The sequence below is a fragment of the Paraburkholderia sprentiae WSM5005 genome (genome assembly GCF_001865575.2).
GTDB lineage: Bacteria > Pseudomonadota > Gammaproteobacteria > Burkholderiales > Burkholderiaceae > Paraburkholderia > Paraburkholderia sprentiae.
The window spans coordinates 167,946-191,270 of sequence record NZ_CP017562.2 but is presented as its reverse complement, the minus strand read 5'-3'; the positions used below and the strand labels follow the sequence as shown (position 1 = coordinate 191,270).

Below are 23,325 nucleotides of genomic sequence, written 5' to 3'. Positions count from 1 at the left end.
TTCAGAGGATCGTGGCTTGCGCGAACACATTCACCCCGGTCTCGTCGACGTAGAGCTTCTGGTCAGTGGAGTTGGACGGAAGCAGTGAGCTCATGCCGCTCTCGTTCCGATAGATCAGATACCACTCGAGCAAATGCTCCATCCCGTACTTCTCGGGATTCGCCGAATGGACATTGGTGACCAGCAACTGGCCGCCGGGTCGCGTGCGAGCGGCGAAGTAACTGAGAAGGCGCGCGCAGACCTTGTCCGATAGATAGTCGAACAGACCCGCGCAGTACACCGCGTCGAATTCGCGCGCGGACGGGTCGGTTGAGATCTTACGCTTGAGCAGATCGTGCACCGACTGATGCACCATCTGCACCGAGGTTTTATGTCCCGCGGCGTGCGCCGAGCTTTCGATCGCGTCTTTCGTGAACGCCAGCGTTTCCTCGCTGAAGTCGACCAGCTCGAACGACAGCAGCTCAGGATGCGGATATTCCCGCACGAAGCGCTGGATCTCGAAAGCGGGCCCGCAACCGACGTTGAGGATGCGGAACGGTCTGCCAGCCGCGCGCGCTGCCTCGGCCTGACGCGTCAGAAAGTCGATCAGCAGCGTGATGCGGTTGCGGTGCGCGGTCGCGACGGCGGCCTGCAGGAACGCCGTATTGACGATCTGGAAGTAAGTGGTCGGTCCCTGCTGCGGATCGCTGAGGATCTGGTTGACCATCTCGTAGTCGCCGGCGTAGCCGAGCGGCTTCGTGAATGTGCGGTAGACAAACGGCGCGCGCAGCAGCAACGGATGCAGTGCCGATTGCGCATAAGTGCGATGCACGGGTGCGGTCTCGGCATCGACACGCTCGGCCTCTTCCTCGAGGCGGTCGAGGAAGAACTTGATCTTGAGCATGATCGGCGTGGCAAGCTCGTAGAACAGGTCCTCGCGCAGCCTGCCTCCTTCGGCCTTCGGCAAGCTCTCGGTCAGATCGACCTGCTCGACCCAGCGCGACACTTCCGACAGGAATGCGCGCATCTCGTTCACGACGATCTGATAGTCGCGCCGGATGTTGAAGCGCGCGTCCCAGTCGCTAATAAAGAGTTCTGCTTCCCGTCCGACCGACTTCGCTTCATTGGGCAGAACGCTAAGCTCTCGCCATTCGTCGATGAGCGCCAGAGAAACCACCGCGGTGAGACCGGTGTTCACCAGACTCACGACCACCGCCTTGCCGAGATAGGCATTCTTGGTGCCCATGCGCACGCTCAGCTCGCTTAGCACCTCGCTGACCTGCACGATGGAGTAGGGGTTGTAGACCTCCATGACCAACGACTTTCTCTGGAGGTTAATGATCGTCCCACGCACATGCTCGCGCTGCGAGTTGCGGAAGCTGACCACCGGGTCGATTTGCGTTTGAGAGTACACGGTATAAGTACCTGAGGAATCCGGGAACGCAGCAGGCTATTGGAGAAGTCCAGTGAATGGCTGCCGCACGCACGGCACCGCGACAAGTCGTGGACGCGTTTCAAACCACAGTTGAACTGGAAACACCAAAGCCCTTTGCCAGAATGGCTCCAGCGCGTTGCAGTGTAACATCAACAGGTTCAATTCTGACTAATGTCAAATTCAGAATGAAATGTATGCGCAAGGTATTCTTGCGAGCATGTACGTGCCGCAGAAGGCCGTTTTTGCAAACAACCATTTGGAACGACTTGGCGGCCGCGCCGGTGCAATCGCCGACAATTCGTTTCTCGACAAAGACTTGCAGTCGCATTGCCACGATGACGACACGCTCCGCTATTGAGCGGATGCGCTACTTTCGCCTGCCGCATCTATGCCCTTTGGATAGACCGGCGCTTTGACGCGATACCGCTTTGAGACTCGCAACGAAGTGAAGCGATGCGGGAATTGATGCCACGTGCATTCGCCGAATAACATTTTTTGTTTTAATGCAATTCAAGTGCGGCGCGGCAAACGTTTTTATTTTTGATCTTCAGCGCGAGTAGCGTCGGCAATTGAGCGGCTCGCGCACGCGCCGACTCGTCATTCGTGCAAGGCCAAACCTTTCACGGCTTTATCGACGGCTTTCTTCGGTCCGTGCAGCGCGAGACCGACGAGGTCGAGATTCGCCGCCTCTTCGGCAAGAAAGACTGCGCGGTTCGCCGCGTCATGCCCCGTCGAAAACATCGCTTGCACATACGGCACGATTGCGAGCTCGCGCGACAGCGCCTGTCGATGCGCGTTCTGCAGACCGGAGCGGTCGGCGGCGAACACCATCATCGGCTGGCCGAGCATGCGGCCGTAGCGGTTGCCCGCGGCATCCTCGTAGGGCTCGCCCAGCGCATCGGGTGCCGCGGCGGCGACGCCGGTCGCGAGAAACGCGACCACATTGAGCTTCTGCCAGACCGCGAGATCGGTGCGCACGATCAGCGCTACTTTGGTATCGAACATGATGACTCCTGGTTGAGCCGCTCATGATCGACGATGCCGCGCGATCGGTCTGGAACGTTTGTGCACATCTGCCGGTACGCTGCCGGCGTCATCCGGTACGCGCGACGAAACCAGCGGCCGAGATGACTCTGATCCGCGAAGCCGACTTCGGCAGCGACCTGCGCGGGCGTGCGGCCGGTTGCGAGCAGGCGCCGCGCGGCGCGCAGACGCAAGCGCACCAGATACGCGTGCGGCGGCGTGCCGAACGCGCGCTGAAACAGACGCGTCAAGCGGAACCGGTCGATGCCGGCAAGCTCGGCGAGTTCGTCGAGCCCGGGGTTGCCGTCCATACGCTCGTGCAACAGATCGCGTACCCGCGCAATCGCGGGTGACGCGGCGGCTTCACCGCTCAGCGGCGCGCCGCGCAGTTGGGCGCCCAGTTGCAGCAACAGACGATCGAGCGTCTGGTCGCGTGCGAGCCGGCCCTCGTTGCCGTGAATCGCGACAAACGCCTGGCGGATCGTCTCGACGAGCGCGCGGTCGTCGACGAGCGTCTCGCCGAACGCCGCCTCGACGCCGGCCAGTCCTGGCAGATCGAGCCGGCGCGCCGCGTGCTCGACCCAGGCTTGCGGCAGATACAGCATCGCGTACGTGAAGCCGCCTGCCTCGGGCGCGTGGCCATCGTGCAGCGCGCCGGGCTCGATCAGGATCGCGCGGCCCGGCACGCTCGTGTGCAACGACCGACGGCACTGGAACCGCTGCACGCCCTGCTCCGTGTAGCCGATCAACATGTCGTCGTGATCGTGCGGATCGTAGGCATGGCCGCTGAAATGCGCGCGCAGGCTTTCGATGCCGGTTTCGGCATCGCGGCGGGCGGTTAGCCAGTTGTCGCGACTGAGCGGGCTGGGCATGAGGATGGGCTGGCGGATAGCAGGTGATGCGGCTTCCGGACAGTGTACGGCAGCAGGAGAATCGGCATGCGCGAACGCTCCCGTGAGCGAACCGTGATCGGCCGTGCGCGGTTTCGCGTCGACGAAGGCGCACCGGTTTCACGGCTTTTTCGAACGCGGGGGCTGTGCGTTGACGAACGGGTTATAGCTGCGCGGACTCGCCGGCGCGTCCTGTCGGGTTGCGCGACGGCGCTTGCCGGATCGTCCGTCGCCCGACAATTGCGCAAGCAGTTCTTGCGATTCGGGCTCCGACTCCGCTTCCCTATCTTCCAGCGGCGGCGCGGCTTTTTTGCGCCGCGCGGGTTTTGGCCGCGCGCCTTCCTCGCTCGTCTCCGACGCGCCGCCCGCGATGTGTTCGATCACGGTCATGAACGATGCCGACGCCGATTCGACGGGTTGTCCCGGCAGCATCGTCAGCGCGACGATGTCGTGCAGTGAACGGCCATCGACGGCGCGGCCTTCCACCGTGTCATGCCAGTCGACTTTCGCTTGCGCGAAAGCGCCGATCACACGTTCGAGCACGGCCGGCGACAGGACGCCGCCGTCATACAAGCGGATAACGACGCTTTCGAACATCTGGAGCGGGGTGATACCGGTTGCTTTTGCCGCCACGGTTTGTCGCCTGGTGGGTGTCTCTTCCAGCAGTCAGCAAATCACATGCCGATGCGACCGGCGACGCCGAATCGTTGCTATCGGTCTACGCGAGCAACCGTAACGCATCCGCGAGCGACAGCACCGTCGTGCGTGAATCGAATGCGGTACAAAACAGATGTTCATGTACCACCGAGTCGGGGTCGTAACAGCAGTCCTTGACCGTATATAGGCGGAAGTCCGCATCGCTCGCGTACGCGACCGAGGAAAGCACGACCCCGGTCGATGCAATGCCGACCATGATCAACGAGTCGATACCTTGCCTCAATAGTTGCGCCTCCAGATCGGTGCCGAAGAACACGCTCGCACGATGCGCGATGACGAGCGGTTCGTTTGCCTGCTGGCCCAACTCTGGCGAGGTCCGGTCTTCGAGAAAAAGACCAAGGCTTTTGATTCCCTGCCCATTCCGGTTCAATGGGCTGACCTCCGGATAGCCCGGACTGAACCGCAGATTGATGAAATAGACCTTGACTCCTTTGGCCCGGGCCGCGTCGCATAACCGGCGCGTATTGGCGAGCAACGCCGGCGCGACCGATGGAAAGAGTCCGAGAATGTCGGTCTGGTAGTGCATAACCAGAAGTGCGGTTTGCGATGGCACGATTGCGGCAATCCGTGCACTCGTGCGCTCGCCGCTGAGCCCGTCGTTCGCGATGCCGCGAGAACCTGCGTTGGATGTCATTACGCCACCTTTATCCGGATTCCACGTCCTATTGTGTGAGCGGCTGCTTCGAGACCATCGAGATCATACTTCAGGGCATCGCGCCGGCCGCCCTGCCCACTTGCTACACTGCGTACAGACGTCGCCCGCACGCCCGCAACGTAATGAAACACCTGCGACGTCACTTCGCAAACATAGAGGATGAGCATCCAGATGACGCTTTCGAAGAGAAAATTGGGTCGTACCGGCTGGAACGTGTCGGAAATCGGTTTTGGCGCATGGGCAATCGGCGGCTCGTGGGGCAGTGTTGCGGAAGAGGATGCCAAGGCGGCGCTCAACGCCGCGCTCGATGGCGGTGTCACGTTCATTGACACAGCCGACGTCTACGGCGACGGCCGCTCGGAACGGATCATCCGTGACGTATTGCGGCAACGAGGCGGCGAACGTCCCATCGTCGCCACCAAGCTCGGACGCCGACTCGACCCGCATGTGACCAGCGGCTATCTGAACAAGCGCGAGCTCGAAGCCTTCATCGACCGGAGTCGCTCGAACCTGGGCGTCGACTCGCTCGACCTGGTGCAACTGCATTGCCCGCCGACGGAGGTTTATTACCGTCCCGAGGTGTTCGACGCAATGGACGACTTCGTGGCCGACGGCAAGATCCGCTACTACGGCGTGTCGGTCGAAAAGGTCGAAGAAGCGCTAAAGGCGATCGAATACCCGAATGTGGTTTCAGTGCAGATTATTTACAACATGTTCCGTCAACGTCCTGCCGAGCTGTTCTTCAGGCAGGCGCAAAAGAAAGACGTGGCGGTCATCGCGCGCGTGCCTCTGGCCAGCGGCATGCTCACTGGCAAGCTGTCCGCCCATTCGATTTTCGCGTCGGACGACCACCGCGCGTTCAATCGGCACGGCGAGGCGTTCGACGTCGGCGAAACGTTCTCTGGAGTGCCTTACGACATCGCGTTGAAGGCGGTCGACGAACTGCGCGGCCTCGTGCCTATGGACGCCTCCATGGCGCAACTGGCTCTGCGCTGGATCCTCATGGAGGAGGCCGTCTCCGTCATCATCCCAGGCAGTAAAAACGCGGCCCAGGCCGCGTCGAACGTCTCGGCCGCGAGCCTCGCACCGCTGTCGGATGAGGTCATGGAACGCGTCCGGGAAGTCTATCAGCGCCATATCGCGCCTCACGTCCACCAGCGCTGGTAAAAAAGGCCTAGCGAGCCGCGCTACCCGCGCGGCTGCGCGAAAGCGCTATGGCTTCGCGTTGCGCCGGCCCGGGCTCAGGGCCAGCATCGTGAATCGATGGCTCGCCAGCGCGCCGCGGTGGGGTACTCGGAATCGCGCGGTGCCCGCGCATAGGTCAGGCGCGCGGCGATGAACGTGTCGACGGTGTCAAGCAATACCTCGATCGAGGCTGGCTTGCGCAGGAACGCAGTCCAGCAACGAACGTCTCCCGTCGGTTCCGGCAAAGCCGACAGCAGCACGACCGGTATGCCGGACAACACGGCCCGACACTTGAGACGCCGGCAAAGCTCCCTGCCGTCCATCTCTGGCATCTCGAAATCGGTGATCACCAGTTCCGGAAAATCTGCGTTGGCTTTCTGCAGTGCGTCCCGTCCGTTTTCCGCGAGCACAACCCGGTGTCCGCGACTCTCCAACGCCAGTTGTAGCGCCCAGCGGTTTTCAAAGTCATCGTCGACGAGCAGTACAGTAGGCATGACGCGACAGGGCGGACCGATCCTAACGGATTTCGCAAGCGCCGTACCCAGGAAGCGCTCGTCGCGTCGCGCTCGGCCGCTTTGCTCGTACGAAAGCAGCGCTGCAAGCGCCGAACGCTCGCAGTGCGCTCAGTGACTGCTGGCACATGCGTTGCGCATAAGCCTCTGCCAATTACAACGTGGAGGACATCATGAGCACATTGGACCCCGAAGGCACCGCACCGGGAACCGGGGGTGCCGACATTGTCGGTCTGGGTACCGGGGAGGGCCCCGGCCCAGAGGTGATGGCTGCGGCGACGCTGGACGACACGCAGGTGATCTCATCGGACGGCCAGGACGTCGGCAAGATTTCGGACATCATGCTGGACGTGCGCCGCGGCAGGATTGCGTACGCAGTGCTGTCCGAAGGCGGTTTTCTCGGCATGGGCGCCAACCTGCATGCGATACCGTGGAACGCACTCACGCTGGATACGGACGCCAAGTGTTTCCGTGTCAGCATCGATGCGCAGCGCATCAAGGACGACCCCGGCTTCGACAAGGACCACTGGCCGTCGATGGCGGACGTGACATGGGGTACCACCGTCCATCAGTACTACAACCGCGACCCATACTGGTCGTCGGCGCGCAGCGTGGAAGATTTGCCTCCGGGTGATATCTGAAATACGCGTCATCAACGCCGGCCGCAACGCAAGGTGAGCTAGCGTTGGGTGGCGAAGGGTGCCGGCCCGGGCGGTGCACGCTCACCCGGCACCCGCCCAATCGTGTTGCGTGGGTAGGCCGTACTGGATTCGAACCAGTGACCAACGGATTAAAAGTCCGCTGCTCTACCAGCTGAGCTAACGGCCCATCTCGCCCGATGTTCGCCGCGACGAGAGCGCTGCTTGCCTATCTGCGCTAGCCGATATCGATCGTCCGACTCGTGGCTCGCGTCGGTTCCGATTTCGGTACGGTCAACGTGAGCACACCGTTGTCGAACTTTGCCAACGCGTGATCGGGCTCGGCGTTTTCCGGCATGGGGATCGTGCGCACGAAGCTTCCATAAGCGCGCTCGAGCCGGTAGCAGCCGTCTTCCTCGCTGCGCACGTCCTGTTTCTTCTCGCCGCGCAACACGATCGCCCCATCCTCGACGCTCACATTCAGCTCTTCGCGTTTCATCCCGGGCAGCTCGGCGGTCACGCGCAACACCTGCCCTTCGTCGACCACGTCGATGCGCGGCTGAAAGCGCGATGAGCTGAAGTCGCCAAACCATCGTTCGAGCGCGCCGCGACCTGCAAACGGGTCATGGAAGAACTCTTCCACAGCACGCCACGGTTCGCGTGAGAACAGCCGTGGAATGTCAGGCCACGCGGCACGCCACTGCTCGTTCGCCGGGGGGCTTTCCGGGCCGTCCGAATCGGATTTGCGGGCCGCCCCGCGCAGGAACTTGAAGGGATTCCACTTCTTCGGGTCGGTGTTCATCGTATCCTCCTCTACAGTCCGGCAGGAGAACCGGATTCCAGTCATTGCGCCGAAGCCGCGCCTCGGCCGTCGACATTCGCGGCTGCGGCCGCGGAGCGCTTTCCCGGCCGCCTCGCGATTTCAGCGCATTCACCTACGACGCCCCGCATCGGGGCCGCCACGGTCGCAAGATGGCGGCCGGACAGCCGCCACCGGTTTGCTTCCTGTCGTTGCTGCTCGCCTGCCGCCGTCAGTCTGTCCGCACCTCGATGCGGCGCGGCCGGGCCTCGTCGCGGCGCGGTATGGTCAGCTTCAGCACGCCGTCCTTCAGGTTCGCATCGATTTTCGATGCGTCGAACTCAGCGCCAAGCGAGAACGCCCGCGCGAAGTGGGGCTGGCGGATCTCCGCATGCTGCAGGCGCAGCCCCGCCGGCGTGGGCACCACCGCCTCGGCCTCGATGTAGAGATTGCCATCGTGTACCTTCACATCGAGGCGGTCCTTGGTCACGCCGGGCAGATCGGCCCACAGGGTGATGCCCTGGCTGTCCTCGAAGATGTCCACCGGCGGCGTCAGCGTGATCGGCCGTTGCGACTGGTCGTCTTCGCGATGGGCCACCGCCGTTTCGTTTTTCCTCGCAAGTTCTGTCGTGTCGTTCATGATGTCCTCCTCAGTTCTGCGACCGCTTTCATTGAACAGTGATGGCCCGGGGCTTCGACGTCTCTCGCTTGCCGATGCTCACGGTCAGGCAACCATTGGTGTACTGCGCCGTGACCTTGTCAGGGTCCGCATGCTGCGGCAGTTCGATGACGCGCCGGAACGTGCCGACGAACCGCTCCTGCGCATAAGTACGCACGTCGTCGCCGGCCGCTTCCGGCTGTGCCGTCTCGCGCTCGCCGCTGATGGTCAATAGCCCTTTGTCGATGGATACGTCGAGACGCGCCGGATCGATACCGGGCGCGAACGCAACGATCTCGATGGAGTCGTCGGTCGAACCGATGTTGACCTGCGGGAAGGCGCCCAGGCGCCCCGAGCGGATGCTGGACGGGAAACCGCCGAAGAGACTTGCCATCTGCCGTTGCAGACGGTCGAATTCGCTAAACAGGTCGGTTCCGAAGTAGAGATCACTCATGATCGTTTCCTCCTTGGATGCAGCAGGGAAACGAACCGGCATACGCGCTCCAGTCCGTCTGCCATGCTGCGGCAAACAAATCGAAACACGCAGCGCGCCACTGTGCTGGCGCGGCTGCCCGAGCGATATTTAAGATAGGACTGGAAACGGAAATTTCAAGTGGGCCATGGCGACTTTCGTTCTTGAATTTGGATCGTCACACCCCTACGTTCACGACTCCTGCAACACCATGCGAGGACACCATGGAATTCGAATACGACTGGCTTACTCTTGGGCGTCACCGTATCCGGTTGCGCTCGACAAAGGGGTTCCCCACCGAGACGATGCACACCGCGGTCGAAGTCATCCGGCTGGCGATCGACAGCAACATGAGCGCCCGGGCGCGGCTGGTCGAAGTGGTGTTCCGGCAGGAATCCGCTTACGAGATTGCTGTCGGCACCACGTTCGCCGACGACCGGCTATGCGCGCCGCAGCTGGAAGCGGCGATCGCGACGGTGCTGGGCCTGCAGCTCGCGCAGATCACTATTTTAGTGACCGTGGTCACCCAGGAAGAAGTCGATCTGCACTTCGGCGTCTACGAAAGGATGCTGGCTGAAAAGCTCGGCGTGGTGCCACCGATCCAGTGACGCATCGCGGCAGGCACGCAGCGGACGGTGGACAACGATAGAACTCGGCGCCTGCCGGGCGCTCGGGTGGCTACCGGCGTGCACTGCGGCGGCGGTGCCTTTGCTGCAATGCAATGAGGGCATGCCTAGCGGCCAACGCCAGCCCACTGCGCCAGTGCATCGCCGCGCGGCCTACCAGACGTAGCGCACGCCGAGATCGCCCTTCACACCACTTCGGCGGACATTGCTGTTGCCACTCACCGCGAACTGATAGCCGAGCTGCCCGTACAGGTTCAGCCGATCCTTGATCTTCGCGGTAACACCGCCGGCGAACTCGAGTCGCGTGGCCTGCACATTCAGCGGCACCGGATCGTTGGCGAAGGTCGTGGTGGCCTGCGCATTGAAATCCCGCCACAAGTTGGCGCGCACGTACGGCTGCCACACCGCCCCGTGGCTGCCTTCGATGCTCCACTTCCCGCGCACGCCGAGCCGGCCACTCGCGCCCGAAGTCGAGCCGAGGGCGACGTCACCCAAACCATCGTTCGCATCATTGAACGACACGTGCTGCCAGACGATCTGCGCCTGCGGCTCCAGCTCGAACCCTGGGCCGAGCGGCAGCGGGATCGGATAGCCCCCCTCGAGGGAGGTCGCGAAGCCCGTGCCCCGGACCGGCAGACTCGCAAACTGCGTGGTCGCGCCGCCGTCGTAGTACGTACCCTGCACGACCGCGTCGAGATACCAGCCGGTGGGGCCGTAATGCGTCCAGTAGCCACCGCCGCTATACGCATTCAGATGCATCGAGCCGGTGCGCTCCAGCGCGTATCCGGATGACGCCGCGTTGGTGACCAGACCATCGACGTCCGCACTGCCGTAGGCATAGGCAAAGTAGACGCCTGCCGCGTCGCGATGACCGGGCGAGAAGCTTCCGCGCCAGACGTCGAGTCCGGTCTGCAAGCCTCCGACGCCGCCGCTCACGCGCGGGTCGGCGAAGGCCCCATAGCGGTTGTCGATCTGCCCGCCGAACACGCGTCCCCACGCGGAGCTTGCCCAGCCCGAGCCGCCGGCGCCACCGCTCTGCGTCGTGAGCGTGTCGCCGATGCGCTCATGCAGCGTACCGAGCATCTCGACCCCCATCTGCCGGGCGACCGGTTGAACGACGCCATAGGTCGCCAGTTCCGGCCCGATGATCGGATAGACGCCTGGCGGCAGCGGTTCCGGCGGGGGCTCCGTGCCGATTCCTGTCCCCGGCTCTTCTTCCGGTTCTCCCGGAGCGGGCGGCACGACGAAGGCCGAGCGCAGGAACCAATCCTCGGGACTGCTGCCGTTCAGGCCGCCGCGATACAAACGATAGTCGTCGGCGCCGCCGCGCGCCTCGCCGGCGAGCGTAAAGGCGTCCGGCGCCGTGGTGCCGCCGTTGGTCGTCTGGACGACGAGAATGCCATTGCCGGTCGTCAACCCGCCGGAGCCGCCCGCGTTCGTGACGTGCACTGCTGAAGGGTCCGCGCTGCCGCCATTGATGACGAGCCGGTCCGACGGCGAGCCGTCCACACCGAGAAACGTGCGTAGCGCGAGCGTGCCGCCGTCGCCCACATAGTCGTTGACGGTCAGCGCACCGAATTGCCCCTGCGGGAGCCCGAAACCCGGCTCAACGGTTCCGGCATTGGTGACCGTGTTGAAGACCGTGCCGGTACTGCCCAGGGTTCCGTTTGCCTCGACGTTCACCGGCGACTGCAACGAGCCGGTGAGATTAAGGACGCCATTGCGGACGATGGTTGGACCGGTAAAGGTGTTATGGCCGGATAACGTGAGCACGCCGTTGCCGACCTTGGCCAGCGCCCCGCTTCCCGATAGCACGCCGGACCAGCTCGCGCCGATGCCGTTGGTATCGATGGCCGACGTCGTGCCGCCGACCAGCGTCGCGTTGACGCCTGCGCTCAGCGCCGAACCCACCACCTGTATCGTGCCGCCGCCGAGATTGAATGCGTAGGTGCCGCCCAGATTGTTGTAGTCGCCAAACAGCGAGCTGCCGCCGATCTGCAGCGTGCCGCCCGACAGGTTATAGGTGCCGTTGCCCGCTGCCGCGAGGTACAGCCTCGACGCGCCGCCGATCGCGAGGGTCCCGCCGGTCTGGTTGATCGTGCCAGTGCCCTCGCCCGCCGTCGATACGAGGTTCGAGCCGAGGAACAGCGCGCCGTTCGCCACGTTAAAGGTGCCGCCGCTCAGGTTGAGCGTGCCGCTGCTCGGCGCGCTGCTTCCCGAGTTTCGGCCGAGCGTCATGAAGTCGGTGGCACTGTTGCCGAACGTGACCGTTCCGCCCGACAGGTTGTAGGTGCCGGTTCCGCCCTGGTTGCCGAGGTTCACCGACACCGGCGTGCCCGGCATACCGAAGACGACACTGCCACCGGTTTGTGTGACCGTGCCGGTACCGCCGAAGTCGCCGACCTGCAGCGCGGAGTTGAACGTGAGCGTGCCGCCGCTGACGTTCAAGCTGCCCGACGAGGTCGAACCGGGCACCTGCGTGGCCAGCGTATTGCCGATGCCTAGCGAAAGATAGTCGATCGCGGCGTTGCTGCTGGTGATTGCCAGACCACCTCCCACCACGAATGCGGAGCCGCCCTGGATTCGGGCGCCGTCGATCGTGAACGTCCCCGCGCCGGTCTTGACGAAGATCCCCTGCTGGGTGTCGCTTGCCGTGCCGGTATTGATGATCGTGCCCGAGAAATGGGTGCTCGTGCCGTCAGTGCCGATCACCAGTATGTTCGTGCCGTCGATCACGGTGCCGCTACCCGACAGGTTCGGCAGCGGAACGACGCCCGTCGGGACGCCGGGAATCGGGGTGGTCGTGACGCCCGAAATATCGAATGTGCCGTTGTTGATCATCCCGCTGGTCGAATTGATGCCGCCGCTGCCCGTCAGTGCCAGCGTGCCGGCAGAGATGATGGTCATGCCCGTATAGGTGTTCGCATTGGTCAGCGTCAGTACGCCGTTGCCGACCTTGGCCAGCGCTCCGCTTCCGGACAGCACGCCGGACCAGCTCGCGCCGATGCCGTTGGTATCGATGGCCGACGTCGTGCCGCCGACCAGCGTTGCGTTGACGCCTGCGCTCAGCGCCGAACCCACCACCTGTATCGTGCCGCCGCCGAGGTTGAACGCATAGGTTCCGCCCAGATTGTTGAAGTCGCCAAACAGCGAGCTGCCGCCGATCTGCAGCGTGCCACCCGACAGGTTATAGGTGCCGTTGCCGGCAGCCGCGAGGTACAGCCTCGACGCGCCGCCGATCGCGAGGGTCCCGCCGGTCTGGTTGATCGTGCCAGTGCCCTCGCCCGCCGTCGACGTGAGGTTCGAGCCGAGGAACAGCGCGCCGTTCGCCACGTTAAAGGTGCCGCCGCTCAGGTTGAGCGTGCCGCTGCTCGGCGCGCTGCTTCCCGAGTTTCGGCCGAGCGTCATGAAGTCGGTGGCACTGTTGCCGAACGTGACCGTTCCGCCTGACAGGTTGTAGGTGCCGGTTCCGCCCTGGTTGCCGAGGTTCAGCGACACCGGCGTGCCCGGCATACCGAAGACGACACTGCCACCGGTTTGTGTGACCGTGCCGGTACCGCCGAAGTCGCCGACCTGCAGCGCGGAGTTGAACGTGAGCGTGCCGCCGCTGACGTTCAAGCTGCCCGACGAGGTCGATCCGGGAACGGTTGGCGCATTGCCCAAGCCCAGCGAAAGATAGTCGATCGCGGCGTTGCTGCTCGTCACCGCAAGTCCACCGCCAATCACGAATGCGGAGCCGCCGCGGATCGTTGCGCTGTCGAGCGTCAGTGTGCCGGCTCCGGTTTTGACGAACTGGCCTTGCTGCGAAGCGGGATCGCTCGCGGTGCCGGCGTTGTTGACCGTGCCGGAAAAGCTGGTGCTGGTGTTATCGGTGCCGACGAACAGGACGGTGTTGGCTTCGGTGTTGATCGTTTCGCTGCCAGACAGATTGGGCCGTTCGGTGACCGTCTGCTGCGCCAATGTCGGCACGGGTGACAGGCCTAGGAGCCAGATCGCGTGAAGGATGCTGAAGCGGTTGAGCCGCTTGTGCCGCGCCCTCAGCGGACTCGCCAATTGCCGGCGCGCGCCGCCGGCAAGAGCGTTCAATGATGCGCCGCGAATCGATCTTGCAGCCATGACAGCCTCTCCTTTATACGCCGGGGGAAGCTTGCCAGGTCACACGTTGCGAGCTCGACTTCGCAAGACGATCCATCGGCGGTGGATTGGGTACTGCACCTCCCCGAACAGTCGTGGCCTTAATGGTTGTATGCGCAGGCGATTCAGATGTTGCTAAGCTTTGGTAAGCGTAGGAAGGCGGATCGAATTGTCAAGAATAAACTTCGGGAATTGGCAGCTTTCGCTCGCGATCACGTCGTTTGCGCGGCCGCCAAAGTTTGCTAACCCGTTACCTCGACTCTGGAGAGCTTGATGACAGACATCGCACTGGCACGCAAAGACGCTTGCCTCGCAGTCGTTCATGCGGTACTGACGGACTTGATCGACGACAGCAATCTGATCGACGCGGCTGTACGGGTCGCGGATTACTTCGCGAATGATCTCGAAGGCAAGATCACCGAGACCGACGCCGTCCTACTCGCGGTCACCGCACTAACAAAAGTCAATCGCGCGATTCGTGAGTGGTACGACGTGGACGGTAACTCGATCGACGCGATGAGAGTCGCGGACTTCATCATCGACGAGCAAATGAACGGGTACGACCGCGCCACCCATCCACACGAAACGACTTCGTCCGCGGCAAGAATCGAGGCGCGTGCGGCCGCGGTGATTCGGCCGATGAGATCGCCGGCGCGGCACGTTCGTCACTGAGTTTCGTATCTCACTCCGGACGCGCTATCGCTGCGCGTTTCAGCGGCTGGATGGTGAGCATTGCAAGACCCGATCCAGCGAACGCACACGCGGCGCAGACGAGCGCGACGGCGCGCAACGCGTCGGTCATGGCATCGGCTTGCGCGCGCGCCACGGATGCCTCGCGCGGCGTATGAGCGGCGCGCGCTGCCGTTGCGGCTTGCTCGACCGGCTCCAGCAGTTGCCCGCTCTGGTGTGCGTCCTGCGGCCTATGCAGTTTGTCGAGCCGCGCCGAGAGCGCCGCGTGATGCGACCACACGAAGACGACACCGAGCACCGCAATCGCCAGCAGGCCCGCCACCCGCGCAACGGCGTTGTTGATGCCGGACGCCACGCCTGTGCGGTCGCTCGGCACCGCGCCCATCACGGTCGTGGTAAGCGGCGCGACGGTGATCGTCATGCCGAGCCCGACTACGACGAGCGCAGGGAAGAATTCCGCCCAATAGCTACCGCGCGCGAACGGCAGCGCCAGCAACATGAAGCCGATTCCGGCGACGCCGGGCCCAACGCTCAGCAGCACGCGCGAACCGAAGCGGCTCGTCAGGCCGCCAGTGAAGCGCGATAGCAAGCCGATAATCAAGGGCACCGGTAACAGCGCCGCGCCCGCTTCGGTCGCGGTGTAGCCATGCGCGCGGATCAGCGTGAACGGCAAGAAGAAGAACGCGCCGCCAAGGCCGAAGTAAAGCAGCAGTGTGACGAGGTTGGCACCGGTGAAGTCGCGCGAGCGAAATACGTCGAGCGGCACCATCGGATTAGAGCTGCGCGCTTCAATGATCACGAATGCGGCGAGCACGAGCACGCCTGCGCCGATCGAACAGAATACGAGAGGATGCGCGAAGCCTCGCGCCGATGCCTCGGTCAGCCCGAATGTGAGCGCGGCGAGTCCCGCGGCCGCGCTCAGTGCGCCGGGCCAGTCTAGCTGTTGAGGCGCATCGGGCTTATGGCTGTTGGGCACCGCCACGATGGCGAGCGCGATCGTTAGCGCTGCCAGCGGGAGGTTCAGAAAGAAGATCGCGCGCCACGACCACGCGTCGACGAGCCAGCCGCCCGCCACCGGCCCCACTGCCGACGTGATCGCGCCGACGCCCGCCCAGGTGCCGATTGCCCGTCCGCGCGCTTCGTCGTCGAACACCGCGCCGATGATCGCGAGACTACTCGGCACGAGCAATGCCGCACCGATGCCTTGAACCGCGCGCGCGGCGATCAGCACGAGCGCATCCGGTGCAAACCCGCAAGCGGCCGACGCCAGCGTGAAGAGTGCGACGCCCGCGATGAACACCGTGCGCCGGCCGAGCTTGTCGCCAATCGATCCGCCGACCAGCACGAGGGAGCCGAGAAAGAGCAGGTATGCGTTGACGACCCACTGCATCGCCGCGACGCTCGCGCCGAGTTGGCTCTGAATGGACGGCAATGCGACGTTGACGACGGAGCCATCGATGAACGCCATGCTCGAACCGGCGATCGTCGCGGCGAGCGCGAGCCGCTTGCGCCGGCACGGGCTATCGATCGCGGTGAGCTGCGTGCGGATGACGAGTTCGTCACACGGGCTCGCCTGTGCGGCGATGACGCGCGCCGTGTTCGGCTTGCTGCCAATATGATCCGGATTGGCCACGTTCGCTCCCATGCTCTGCGCTGGCAAAAAAGCTTGCGCTCAAGCAAAGGTAGTCGGACGCCGCCAAGCTGGCAAGCTCGCCGGCAGTCAGGTGTGGGCCCGTAGAACACTGTCGGCAGCGCAACATCGCGGAGCGGACTTGCCCATTCGGGGCGCCCCGCGCCGCCAGGCGGGACGCCAAGGACTTCGCGGCCGAACGGTTACAGGCGATAATCGGTCGGAACCGATCAATCTGAACATGCGGAGCAAGAATGGACAAGCAAGGTTTCACCACTGGCATCGTTCACGGCGACAGAATCGCCGGCACTGAGCACGGCGCGTTGCGTCAGCCAGTTCATACGTCCGTGCAATATGGTTTCGAGCGCGTCGAAGACCTGATCGGCGTGTTCCAGGGCACGAAGAAAGGCGGCTTCAATTACGCACGGCAAGGCACCCCCACGACCGCCGCGCTCGAGCGCAAGATCACCAGCCTCGAAGAAGGCATCGGCACGATCTGCTTCAGCACCGGCATGGCTGCCATCACCGCGACGTTCCTCACGCTCCTGCGCGCGGGCGATCATCTGCTGTCGAGCCGTTACGTGTTCGGCAACACCAACAGTCTGTTCGGCACCTTGCGGGCACTCGGCGTCGAAGTCACGACTGTCGACGCGTGCAACGTCGACGACGTGAAGAACGCCGTCCGGCCGAATACGCGCATGGTGTTCGTCGAAACCATCGCGAATCCGGGCACGCAGATCCCCGACCTGCAAGGTATCGGTGACCTGTGCCGTGAGCGCGGCATCGCGTACGTCGTCGATAACACGATTACCTCGCCCGCAGTGTTCAAGCCAAAAGCCGTCGGCGCGAGCCTCGTCATCAACTCGCTGACGAAGACTATCGCGGGTCACGGCGCTGCCCTCGGCGGCGCGGTGACGGATACCGGTCTGTTCGACTGGAGCGCGTATCCGAATATCGCCGACGACTATCGGCGTTCGGCGGCGAAGGACCAAGGGCTCCTGCAGATCCGCAAGAAAGGCCTCAGGGACATGGGTGCGAGCTTGTCGTCAGAGCAGGCCCACTCGATCGCAATGGGCGCGGAAACGCTCGCCTTGCGCATGAAGCAAAGCAGCGACAATGCGCTCGCGCTCGCGCAGTTTCTCGAAGCGCACGAAGCGATCGGCAAGGTGTTCTATCCTGGCCTGAAGAGCCACCCGCAATACGAAGTTGCGCAGACGCTGTTCAAGGGCGCATCGTGGCTGTTGGCGTTCGAATTACTCAACGCGGATCGCATGGTCGAAGTCGTCAACGCGCTCAAGCTGCCGATCAAGGCGACCGGTCTCGGCGACACGCGCACGCTGATCATTCCCGTCGCGCCGACGATCTTTTTCGAAGCCGGACCGCAAACGCGCAAGGCGATGGGTATTTCCGACGGTATGCTGCGGCTCTCGGTGGGCATCGAGGATATCGACGACCTGATTGCGGATTTTGCGCAAGCGCTCAAGTTCGCGGCGTAGTTTTCGGGGCTTTGACAGGCTGAGCGAGGCAACGTTACATCCCCATGCTCATCCCTGCGCCTGCGCCTGCGCCTGCGCCTGCGCCTGCGCTTGCGCCCGCGCCTGTGCCCATGTTCGTGCCTGAGCTCGGCGTTGTATTCAGATCGATTCTTCCGTAGACGCCATCGGCTTCGTCATTCGGGCCCGCTGCGAAAAACAGCGTGTTGGAAGGCTGATTGTCGAGGTCGTTGCCAAACGCGATGCCCCACGCGCCGTGTTCGACGATCGGACTGCCATTCGGTCCATTGATCGCTCCCACCGACTGGCCGTTCGATGCGTTGAACGCGTTGATCATGCCATCGCCGAAATTGCCGATCAGTATTGCGCCGCTCAGTGAGCCGAAGCTCGCGGGCGCTTGCGCAATGCCCCACGGCGCGTTTAACGGACCGCCTGTCGCAAAGCGTTGCTTCAGGTTACCCGCGGTGTCGTACACATCGACGATGCCGAGTCCCGCGCCCGCGACATCGTCGTGTTTAGCCGCGTCTTGCATCGCGTAGGTGACGAACAGATTCGCGCCGATCGCCTGAATGCCGAACGGCGCGAAGCCGGCGGGCATCGCCGGGTCCGTGAATGCGCCGGGCATCGCGACCTTGGTGAAAGCGGTGTCGAAGACGTCGATCTTGTTGTTGTGGAAGTCCGTCGCGTAAAGGAAGTTGCCGTTGTTCATCGCGGCGAGCGCGAGACCTTTGTAGACGGCGCCGCCCGGGCCATCGTCGTACATGACGAACGCAGTGGTCGGCCCGACAGCGGGCGCCCACGCGGTGATGGTGCCGCCTTCGCCCGTGAAGATGAATGCAGCGACTCCAGACTTGCCGTTTTCCGTGACGCGGAAGCTTTGCGTTCCGTTGAAAACGATGCCCGTGGGCGATGCCGAGCCGTTCTTGCCGTCGGGTATCGTGACGACCAGCGATTGCGGAACGCCATTGCCGTCATAGAGCGTCGCGACATTGGTGCCGTTGTCCGCGACCCAGACGAAACCTTTGGGATTGAAGGCGACGCCCCAAGGGTTTTTCAGATTCGCGTCGGTGTGGGCAGCGGGCACCGCGCCATCGGATACGAGAGCCGTCGCTGTGAACGACGACTGCGCGGGCGGGCTTGCGCTGCTCGAACTCGAGTCACCGCCGCCGCATGACACGAGAGTCGTGATGGCCGCGCCGCATGCAAGCGCGCTGAATACAGCGAGTAGAGACTTCATGGCCGCACTCCTTGTTCTGCCCAGACGATCTAACGGTCAATGAACGAGAGCGGTGCAGCGTTTATTCCAGCGCAAACGGCTTATTTGCTCGGCAGATCTCGCGCGATCGCAATGGCGGGAGTCGCTTGAACCTCAGTGCGACGCAACTCGTTTCGTTATGGATGAGCGCACGCGGCACGATGTTTGCGACACTGCTTAGCGCGCAGGCGGCCACTGTCTGCGTCTATCTTCCAGTTCAGTTAAGGAGGGGCGGATCATGAGCAAGGCAACCATTACACTCGTCGCGGCCGTCGCCGCGCTCACGCTGTCGGGGGGCGCTTATGCGCAGACAGCCGGAGGCCAGAGCAGCAGCGGTTCGGCTGGCAGCACGGCTAGCCCGTCAAACCAGATGAACGGTGCGACGACGGGCGGCTACGGCATGCCAGGCGCCACCAATTCGGACAGCGGCATGAGCGCCAAGGCGCCGAACTCGGGCCTGCCGAGCAACAACAGCAACTCGTCCGACACCGCCCCAGCTCCGAAGACCAACAACACGCTGGCGACGCCGAGCGTGGTGTCGCCAGCCGCGACGGGCCATTAACGGCTGTTAAAGATGAGAGTCGCACGGGGCAGTAAGCGTAATTGTGACCGGCGCCGCAGTTCCGCGAATAGCACGCGCTAGCTAATACGAACGACCGATACAGTCCCATGCTGTCGCTATTCGACGTTTCGCCAACGTGAACTACGGGCCGGGTGCCGAAGGCAGCGCGTGAACTCGAGGATTTGCGGTTCACATTGCCAGCCGCAGAGCCGGTGGGTTGCGCGTTGCCGAGACCCGACAATTGTCGCAACACGGGAGCCACGCTTCACAAAACGGACGCGAGTTTGGGCAATCGAAGCACAAGTCCGGCAACCAGATAACACAACGCGCAAGCAACGCTACCCGTGATGACGAACTTCAGCAGAGGGGCGGCCGGCACGTTTCTCCACGCCAATGCGACGGCGACCAGTACGGGCGGATGGACGATGTAGATCGCATACGCGCGTCGCGATAATGGCTGCCACACGCCCACCAGTGTTTCGAAGCGTCGCTGGAAAACGCTGGCGAGAAACAATATCGTTCCCCACGCGACAAACGGCTCCCAAAACGCGTACACGATTGCGAGCGGCCGGCCGCGTAACGCATGAAGGTAGCCGCCCATAAAGTAGACGAGCGGTAATACAGGTAACGCGATGAGGGCGACGCGCCACCATAACCTTATTTGCCGTTCCGGCAAACGTTCGATCCAATGCGATCGGGCTGTACAGCAACCCGCTGCATATAACACGACATAGCTGGCGAAGTACCCGAGTTGAAGACCCCATACGTTGATCCCCACAGGCCATTTCGATCGCAACGCGAGAGCCGCCATACCCGTAAGCAATGCCGCAACGAACAGCATCTGATTGGAAGGAATGAGTTTCGGAGCCGACCGGTTCATCTTGTGATCCACGAGGCGCGAAAAGGCAATGTTCCAAAGCGCGGCAGCAATACTGAAGATCAACAAGGCCTGGGCAAACCACATCGGGCCGTTTTCGAACGTGCCTTTTCGCAGCAGAGACACCAGCGTGCCCGCAAACGAATGGCCCCGGCCCGTCTGCGCTAATGCGATTGTCGCTGGCCCGATCAGAAAGCCGTACACGAGTAAGGGCACGCCGAGCCGTAGAAAACGGTCGGCTATGAAACGGCCCGGTCCCTTGCGATCAATGGATCTCGACGAGTAGTGGCCCGCGAGGAAAAAAAACAAACCCATGAAGAACGCCTGATTGACCGTGCAGAAGAGCACCAACACCACGGATTCGAGCGATTTATTCGGCGCTACCTCATGGTAGTACCACCCGCCGATAGCGCCGTACGTAATGGCGCAGTGATGAAATACGACAAGCAGCGTCAGGCAAGCCCGCAACGCGTCGAAACCGGCATTTCGAACCGTCGTCGTTTTGATCGACGTGGCTGTGAAGTCGAGCGAAGCGTTTTGAGTGCTCATTGCACGTCCTGATCGGGGTGGCGACGATGAGAGTTGGGCTGCGAGGTGAAACAGCTCGTGAAAAATACGCCTTCGTTCTTACAGATGCCTAACCCGTTCCGCCTGACTCGCGCCGGTCGACTGAAGACGCCGCGCGTCGTTCCGCGAGCGGCGCCCCGCATCCGTGCGCGGCGAACCGCCCCTCCATCGAAGCGTCATAGCGAGGCTCAAAGCCACGTGCCTCCTTGCCGCTCGCTCGGTTCTTGCGCGAGTGCGTCGAAATCGTGAATCCAGTCGAGGTGATGCAGCATGCTCTCGCGCGCCCCTAGCCGCGCGTTGCGTTCCTGCGCGGCGGGCCCGTCCGGCAGATGCAGCACGTCCGCGGTACTGATCGACGCGTACTGCACCTTGCGCGTGCGGCCCCGGCGCAGACGCTCGTAGGCTTCCTGCGCTCCCCGCCAATTGCCGGGGCCCGCCTTGGCCAGCTGCGCGGCCAGCACAACGGCATCTTCGATCGACTGGTTGGCACCCTGGCCGTGATGCGGCACGAGCGCGTGCGCGGCATCGCCGATCAGCGTCACGCGGCCTTTGCTCCAGCGGCCAAGCGGCGGACGGTGAAACAGGCCCCAGCGCTGACTGATCGGCACGGCCGTGATCATCTGAACGACGGCCGGATGCCAGTCCTTGAACAGGCGCAGTTGCTCGCCTTCGGTCGACGGCATCACCCAGTCGCGCGACGGCCACGGCGACGGATGGCGCTCGACCAGCAGGAAGTTCTGGTCGCCCTTGTCGCCGATCGGATAATGCAGCAGGTGGCCGCCGGGCCCGACCCAGAACTGGATCGTTTCCGGGTCGGGCAACAGGTCCATGCGCTCGGCCGGCACGATGCCACGAAAGCCCGAGCAACCGGAATACAGCACGTCGTCGTAGCCGAGCATCCAGCGTCGCGTGATCGAGCGTGCGCCATCGGCGCCGATCACGAGATCGGCGTCGATGCGTCGACCGTTGTCGAACGCGAGACTCACGCGGTCCGGATGCTGCACGAGATCGACCAGCCGATGGCTAAGCGCGATGTGCTCGAGCCCGACCGCCTTCGACAGCACCGCCTGCAAATCGGCGCGATGAACGCCCCAGTACGAGCCGCCGAACTGCTCGCGATAGCTGGGCATGCCGCGATGATGTCCAATCACGCCGCCGCTGCGGCCGTCACGATAGATAAGCCCGGGTACGTCAGCGCACAGATTCGCAAACGCGGAGCGAAGTCCCATGCGCTCGTAAAAGCGCGTCGCGTTGGCCGACAGTGCGACTGCCGCGCCCACCTCGCGCAATTCTTCGGTCTGCTCGTAGAGTCGCGCATCGATGCCATGTTCGCGTAGCGCGAGCGCCAACGTCAGGCCGCCGATGCCGGCGCCGACGATCGCGATGCTCAGATCCATTCCACTCATGATTGTGTCTCCGATATGCGGGTTTATCGATCGGCTTGCTGTGCAACGCCCGGGCGGCGCGTCGCATGCGGATACCGTGTCGGTATTTTCAGCACTAGACCTTCATTGCTCAATAAGATGAAATGAATCTCCTTCATCACTGATATGAATGACCATTGGTCATGCCGACTTCATGGAACTAAGCGATCTCGACCTCAATCTGCTGCTGCTTTTCCAGCGGCTGATGCAGGAGCGGCGCGTAGCGAGCGTCGCCGAGCAAATGAACATGAGCCAGCCGGGCGTCAGCAACGCACTCGCGAACCTGCGCCGGCTGCTGGGCGATCCCCTGTTCGTGCGTGCGCCGGGCGGTGTGGTGCCTACCCCGTTCGCGCAGCGTCTCGCGGAGCCGGTCTCGCAGGCGCTCGCCACCTTGCACGCCGCGCTCAATCCGGTGACGGGCTTCGATCCGCTGCGCGCGATGCGAACGATGACGATCGGTATGACCGATATCGGCGAAGTCGTGTTTTTGCCCGCACTTCTCGAACGATTGTCACGCGTTGCGCCAGGCATCGTGATGAATACGGTCCGCAATACGAGCGTCAACCTCAGCAACGAGATGGCCGACGGCCGCGTCGATCTGGCGATCGGTCTGTTGCCGCAGTTGAAGGGTGGTTTCTATCAGCGGCGTCTGTTCGATCAGCGCTACGTGTGCCTGTTCAGACGCGGCCACCCACTCGAGGACACCCCGCTCACGCTTTCCCCGTGGCGCGAAGCCGAGCATCTGGTGGTCGTGTCGGCCGGCACCGGCCACGGTCAGGTGGACGAGTGGCTAAAACGGCGCGGCGTGCGGCGTCAGGTGCGGCTGACGGTGCCGCACTTCATGAGCGTGGGCTACATCCTGCAACGCACCGATCTGATCGCCACGGTGCCCGAGCGCCTCGCACTGGAGTTGGCCACGCCGTTCTCGCTCAGCCTGCGGGCGCTGCCGATGGCGCTGCCCGCGGCACCGATCCATCTGTTGTGGCACGAGCGCGTCCATCAGGATGAAGGCAATCGCTGGCTGCGCGAGGTCGTGATCGATCTGTTCGCGGATACGGCGGCGAGTGGCAGGCGGGCGCGGGACCCGAGGAAAAAATAGTCTCC

The 23,325-nt window shown here is 63.3% G+C and carries 21 protein-coding genes, 1 tRNA gene and 1 pseudogene; 8 read left to right on the top strand and 15 right to left on the bottom strand.

Annotation, left to right across the window (positions count from 1 at the left end; genetic code table 11):
• Position 1 precedes the first annotated feature (1 nt).
• Positions 2 to 1,393 (bottom strand): class I SAM-dependent methyltransferase, encoded by a 1,392-nt coding sequence (locus tag BJG93_RS17615; protein WP_027195595.1) that lies wholly within the window; start codon positions 1,391 to 1,393, stop codon positions 2 to 4.
• A 211-nt stretch (positions 1,394 to 1,604) separates the two neighbouring features.
• On the opposite strand from BJG93_RS17615, the gene BJG93_RS17610 reads away from it, so the two are divergent.
• A complete protein-coding gene (locus BJG93_RS17610; protein WP_154671744.1) occupies positions 1,605 to 1,772 on the top strand; it encodes a hypothetical protein in 168 nt (55 codons plus the stop codon).
• Positions 1,773 to 2,011: 239 nt separating this feature from the next.
• On the opposite strand, the gene BJG93_RS17605 is transcribed toward BJG93_RS17610, so the two are convergent.
• From BJG93_RS17605 to BJG93_RS17590, 4 genes and pseudogenes are all read right to left on the bottom strand, one after another.
• Complete coding sequence (locus tag BJG93_RS17605; protein WP_027195594.1) at positions 2,012 to 2,419, bottom strand: DUF2000 family protein; 408 nt, start codon at positions 2,417 to 2,419, stop codon at positions 2,012 to 2,014.
• Between the two features lie 47 nt (positions 2,420 to 2,466).
• Positions 2,467 to 3,309 (bottom strand): annotated as a pseudogene (locus BJG93_RS17600) (AraC family ligand binding domain-containing protein); the annotation flags it as partial.
• A gap of 138 nt (positions 3,310 to 3,447) precedes the next feature.
• Positions 3,448 to 3,960 (bottom strand): hypothetical protein, encoded by a 513-nt coding sequence (locus tag BJG93_RS17595; RefSeq protein ID WP_027195593.1) that lies wholly within the window; start codon positions 3,958 to 3,960, stop codon positions 3,448 to 3,450.
• An 85-nt stretch (positions 3,961 to 4,045) separates the two neighbouring features.
• Positions 4,046 to 4,678: an isochorismatase family cysteine hydrolase gene (locus BJG93_RS17590; protein WP_027195592.1), complete on the bottom strand. Its 633-nt coding sequence runs from the start codon at positions 4,676 to 4,678 to the stop codon at positions 4,046 to 4,048.
• A 192-nt stretch (positions 4,679 to 4,870) separates the two neighbouring features.
• Here BJG93_RS17590 and BJG93_RS17585 point away from each other — a divergent pair, with 192 nt between their 5' ends.
• The gene (locus tag BJG93_RS17585; RefSeq protein ID WP_027195591.1) at positions 4,871 to 5,866 is read left to right on the top strand and encodes an aldo/keto reductase; all 996 of its coding nucleotides are present in this window, start codon (positions 4,871 to 4,873) and stop codon (positions 5,864 to 5,866) included.
• Positions 5,867 to 5,940: 74 nt separating this feature from the next.
• Here the strand turns inward: BJG93_RS17585 and BJG93_RS17580 are convergent, their stop codons facing one another.
• A complete protein-coding gene (locus BJG93_RS17580; protein ID WP_027195590.1) occupies positions 5,941 to 6,378 on the bottom strand; it encodes a response regulator in 438 nt (145 codons plus the stop codon).
• Between the two features lie 191 nt (positions 6,379 to 6,569).
• On the opposite strand from BJG93_RS17580, the gene BJG93_RS17575 reads away from it, so the two are divergent.
• Positions 6,570 to 7,037: a PRC-barrel domain-containing protein gene (locus tag BJG93_RS17575; RefSeq protein ID WP_027195589.1), complete on the top strand. Its 468-nt coding sequence runs from the start codon at positions 6,570 to 6,572 to the stop codon at positions 7,035 to 7,037.
• Between the two features lie 114 nt (positions 7,038 to 7,151).
• Here the strand turns inward: BJG93_RS17575 and BJG93_RS17570 are convergent.
• The 4 genes from BJG93_RS17570 to BJG93_RS17555 all read right to left on the bottom strand — a co-directional run bounded on the left by BJG93_RS17570 (position 7,152) and on the right by BJG93_RS17555 (position 8,945).
• Positions 7,152 to 7,224, bottom strand: a tRNA-Lys gene (locus tag BJG93_RS17570).
• A gap of 48 nt (positions 7,225 to 7,272) precedes the next feature.
• A complete protein-coding gene (locus BJG93_RS17565) occupies positions 7,273 to 7,836 on the bottom strand; it encodes an Hsp20/alpha crystallin family protein (protein WP_027195588.1) in 564 nt (187 codons plus the stop codon).
• 229 nt (positions 7,837 to 8,065) lie between these two features.
• Positions 8,066 to 8,473 (bottom strand): Hsp20/alpha crystallin family protein, encoded by a 408-nt coding sequence (locus tag BJG93_RS17560; RefSeq protein ID WP_027195587.1) that lies wholly within the window; start codon positions 8,471 to 8,473, stop codon positions 8,066 to 8,068.
• A 28-nt stretch (positions 8,474 to 8,501) separates the two neighbouring features.
• Positions 8,502 to 8,945: an Hsp20/alpha crystallin family protein gene (locus BJG93_RS17555; protein ID WP_027195586.1), complete on the bottom strand. Its 444-nt coding sequence runs from the start codon at positions 8,943 to 8,945 to the stop codon at positions 8,502 to 8,504.
• A gap of 242 nt (positions 8,946 to 9,187) precedes the next feature.
• Here BJG93_RS17555 and BJG93_RS17550 point away from each other — a divergent pair, with 242 nt between their 5' ends.
• Positions 9,188 to 9,571 carry a hypothetical protein gene (locus BJG93_RS17550; RefSeq protein WP_027195585.1) on the top strand — a complete coding sequence of 128 codons (384 nt, stop codon included), beginning with the start codon at positions 9,188 to 9,190 and terminating at the stop codon, positions 9,569 to 9,571.
• A 171-nt stretch (positions 9,572 to 9,742) separates the two neighbouring features.
• Here BJG93_RS17550 and BJG93_RS17545 read toward each other — a convergent pair whose 3' ends face one another.
• Positions 9,743 to 13,705, bottom strand: coding sequence for an autotransporter outer membrane beta-barrel domain-containing protein (locus BJG93_RS17545; RefSeq protein ID WP_051374265.1), 3,963 nt, complete (start codon positions 13,703 to 13,705; stop codon positions 9,743 to 9,745).
• 291 nt (positions 13,706 to 13,996) lie between these two features.
• Here BJG93_RS17545 and BJG93_RS17540 point away from each other — a divergent pair, with 291 nt between their 5' ends.
• Positions 13,997 to 14,395, top strand: coding sequence for a hypothetical protein (locus BJG93_RS17540; protein WP_027195584.1), 399 nt, complete (start codon positions 13,997 to 13,999; stop codon positions 14,393 to 14,395).
• Between the two features lie 10 nt (positions 14,396 to 14,405).
• Here the strand turns inward: BJG93_RS17540 and BJG93_RS17535 are convergent, their stop codons facing one another.
• Entirely contained in the window at positions 14,406 to 16,046 is a 1,641-nt protein-coding gene (locus BJG93_RS17535) for an MFS transporter (RefSeq protein WP_027195583.1), read from the bottom strand.
• Between the two features lie 251 nt (positions 16,047 to 16,297).
• On the opposite strand from BJG93_RS17535, the gene BJG93_RS17530 reads away from it, so the two are divergent.
• Entirely contained in the window at positions 16,298 to 17,539 is a 1,242-nt protein-coding gene (locus BJG93_RS17530; RefSeq protein WP_027195582.1) for a cystathionine gamma-synthase family protein, read from the top strand.
• A gap of 34 nt (positions 17,540 to 17,573) precedes the next feature.
• Here BJG93_RS17530 and BJG93_RS17525 read toward each other — a convergent pair whose 3' ends face one another.
• Positions 17,574 to 18,773, bottom strand: coding sequence for a TIGR03118 family protein (locus BJG93_RS17525; RefSeq protein ID WP_027195581.1), 1,200 nt, complete (start codon positions 18,771 to 18,773; stop codon positions 17,574 to 17,576).
• Between the two features lie 256 nt (positions 18,774 to 19,029).
• On the opposite strand from BJG93_RS17525, the gene BJG93_RS17520 reads away from it, so the two are divergent.
• A complete protein-coding gene (locus BJG93_RS17520) occupies positions 19,030 to 19,353 on the top strand; it encodes a hypothetical protein (RefSeq protein ID WP_027195580.1) in 324 nt (107 codons plus the stop codon).
• 265 nt (positions 19,354 to 19,618) lie between these two features.
• Here BJG93_RS17520 and BJG93_RS17515 read toward each other — a convergent pair whose 3' ends face one another.
• Complete coding sequence (locus BJG93_RS17515; RefSeq protein WP_027195579.1) at positions 19,619 to 20,779, bottom strand: acyltransferase family protein; 1,161 nt, start codon at positions 20,777 to 20,779, stop codon at positions 19,619 to 19,621.
• A 206-nt stretch (positions 20,780 to 20,985) separates the two neighbouring features.
• The gene (locus tag BJG93_RS17510) at positions 20,986 to 22,203 is read right to left on the bottom strand and encodes an FAD-dependent monooxygenase (protein ID WP_027195578.1); all 1,218 of its coding nucleotides are present in this window, start codon (positions 22,201 to 22,203) and stop codon (positions 20,986 to 20,988) included.
• A 172-nt stretch (positions 22,204 to 22,375) separates the two neighbouring features.
• Between BJG93_RS17510 and BJG93_RS17505 the strand changes: the two genes are divergently transcribed.
• Positions 22,376 to 23,320 carry a LysR family transcriptional regulator gene (locus tag BJG93_RS17505; protein ID WP_027195577.1) on the top strand — a complete coding sequence of 315 codons (945 nt, stop codon included), beginning with the start codon at positions 22,376 to 22,378 and terminating at the stop codon, positions 23,318 to 23,320.
• Positions 23,321 to 23,325 lie beyond the last annotated feature (5 nt).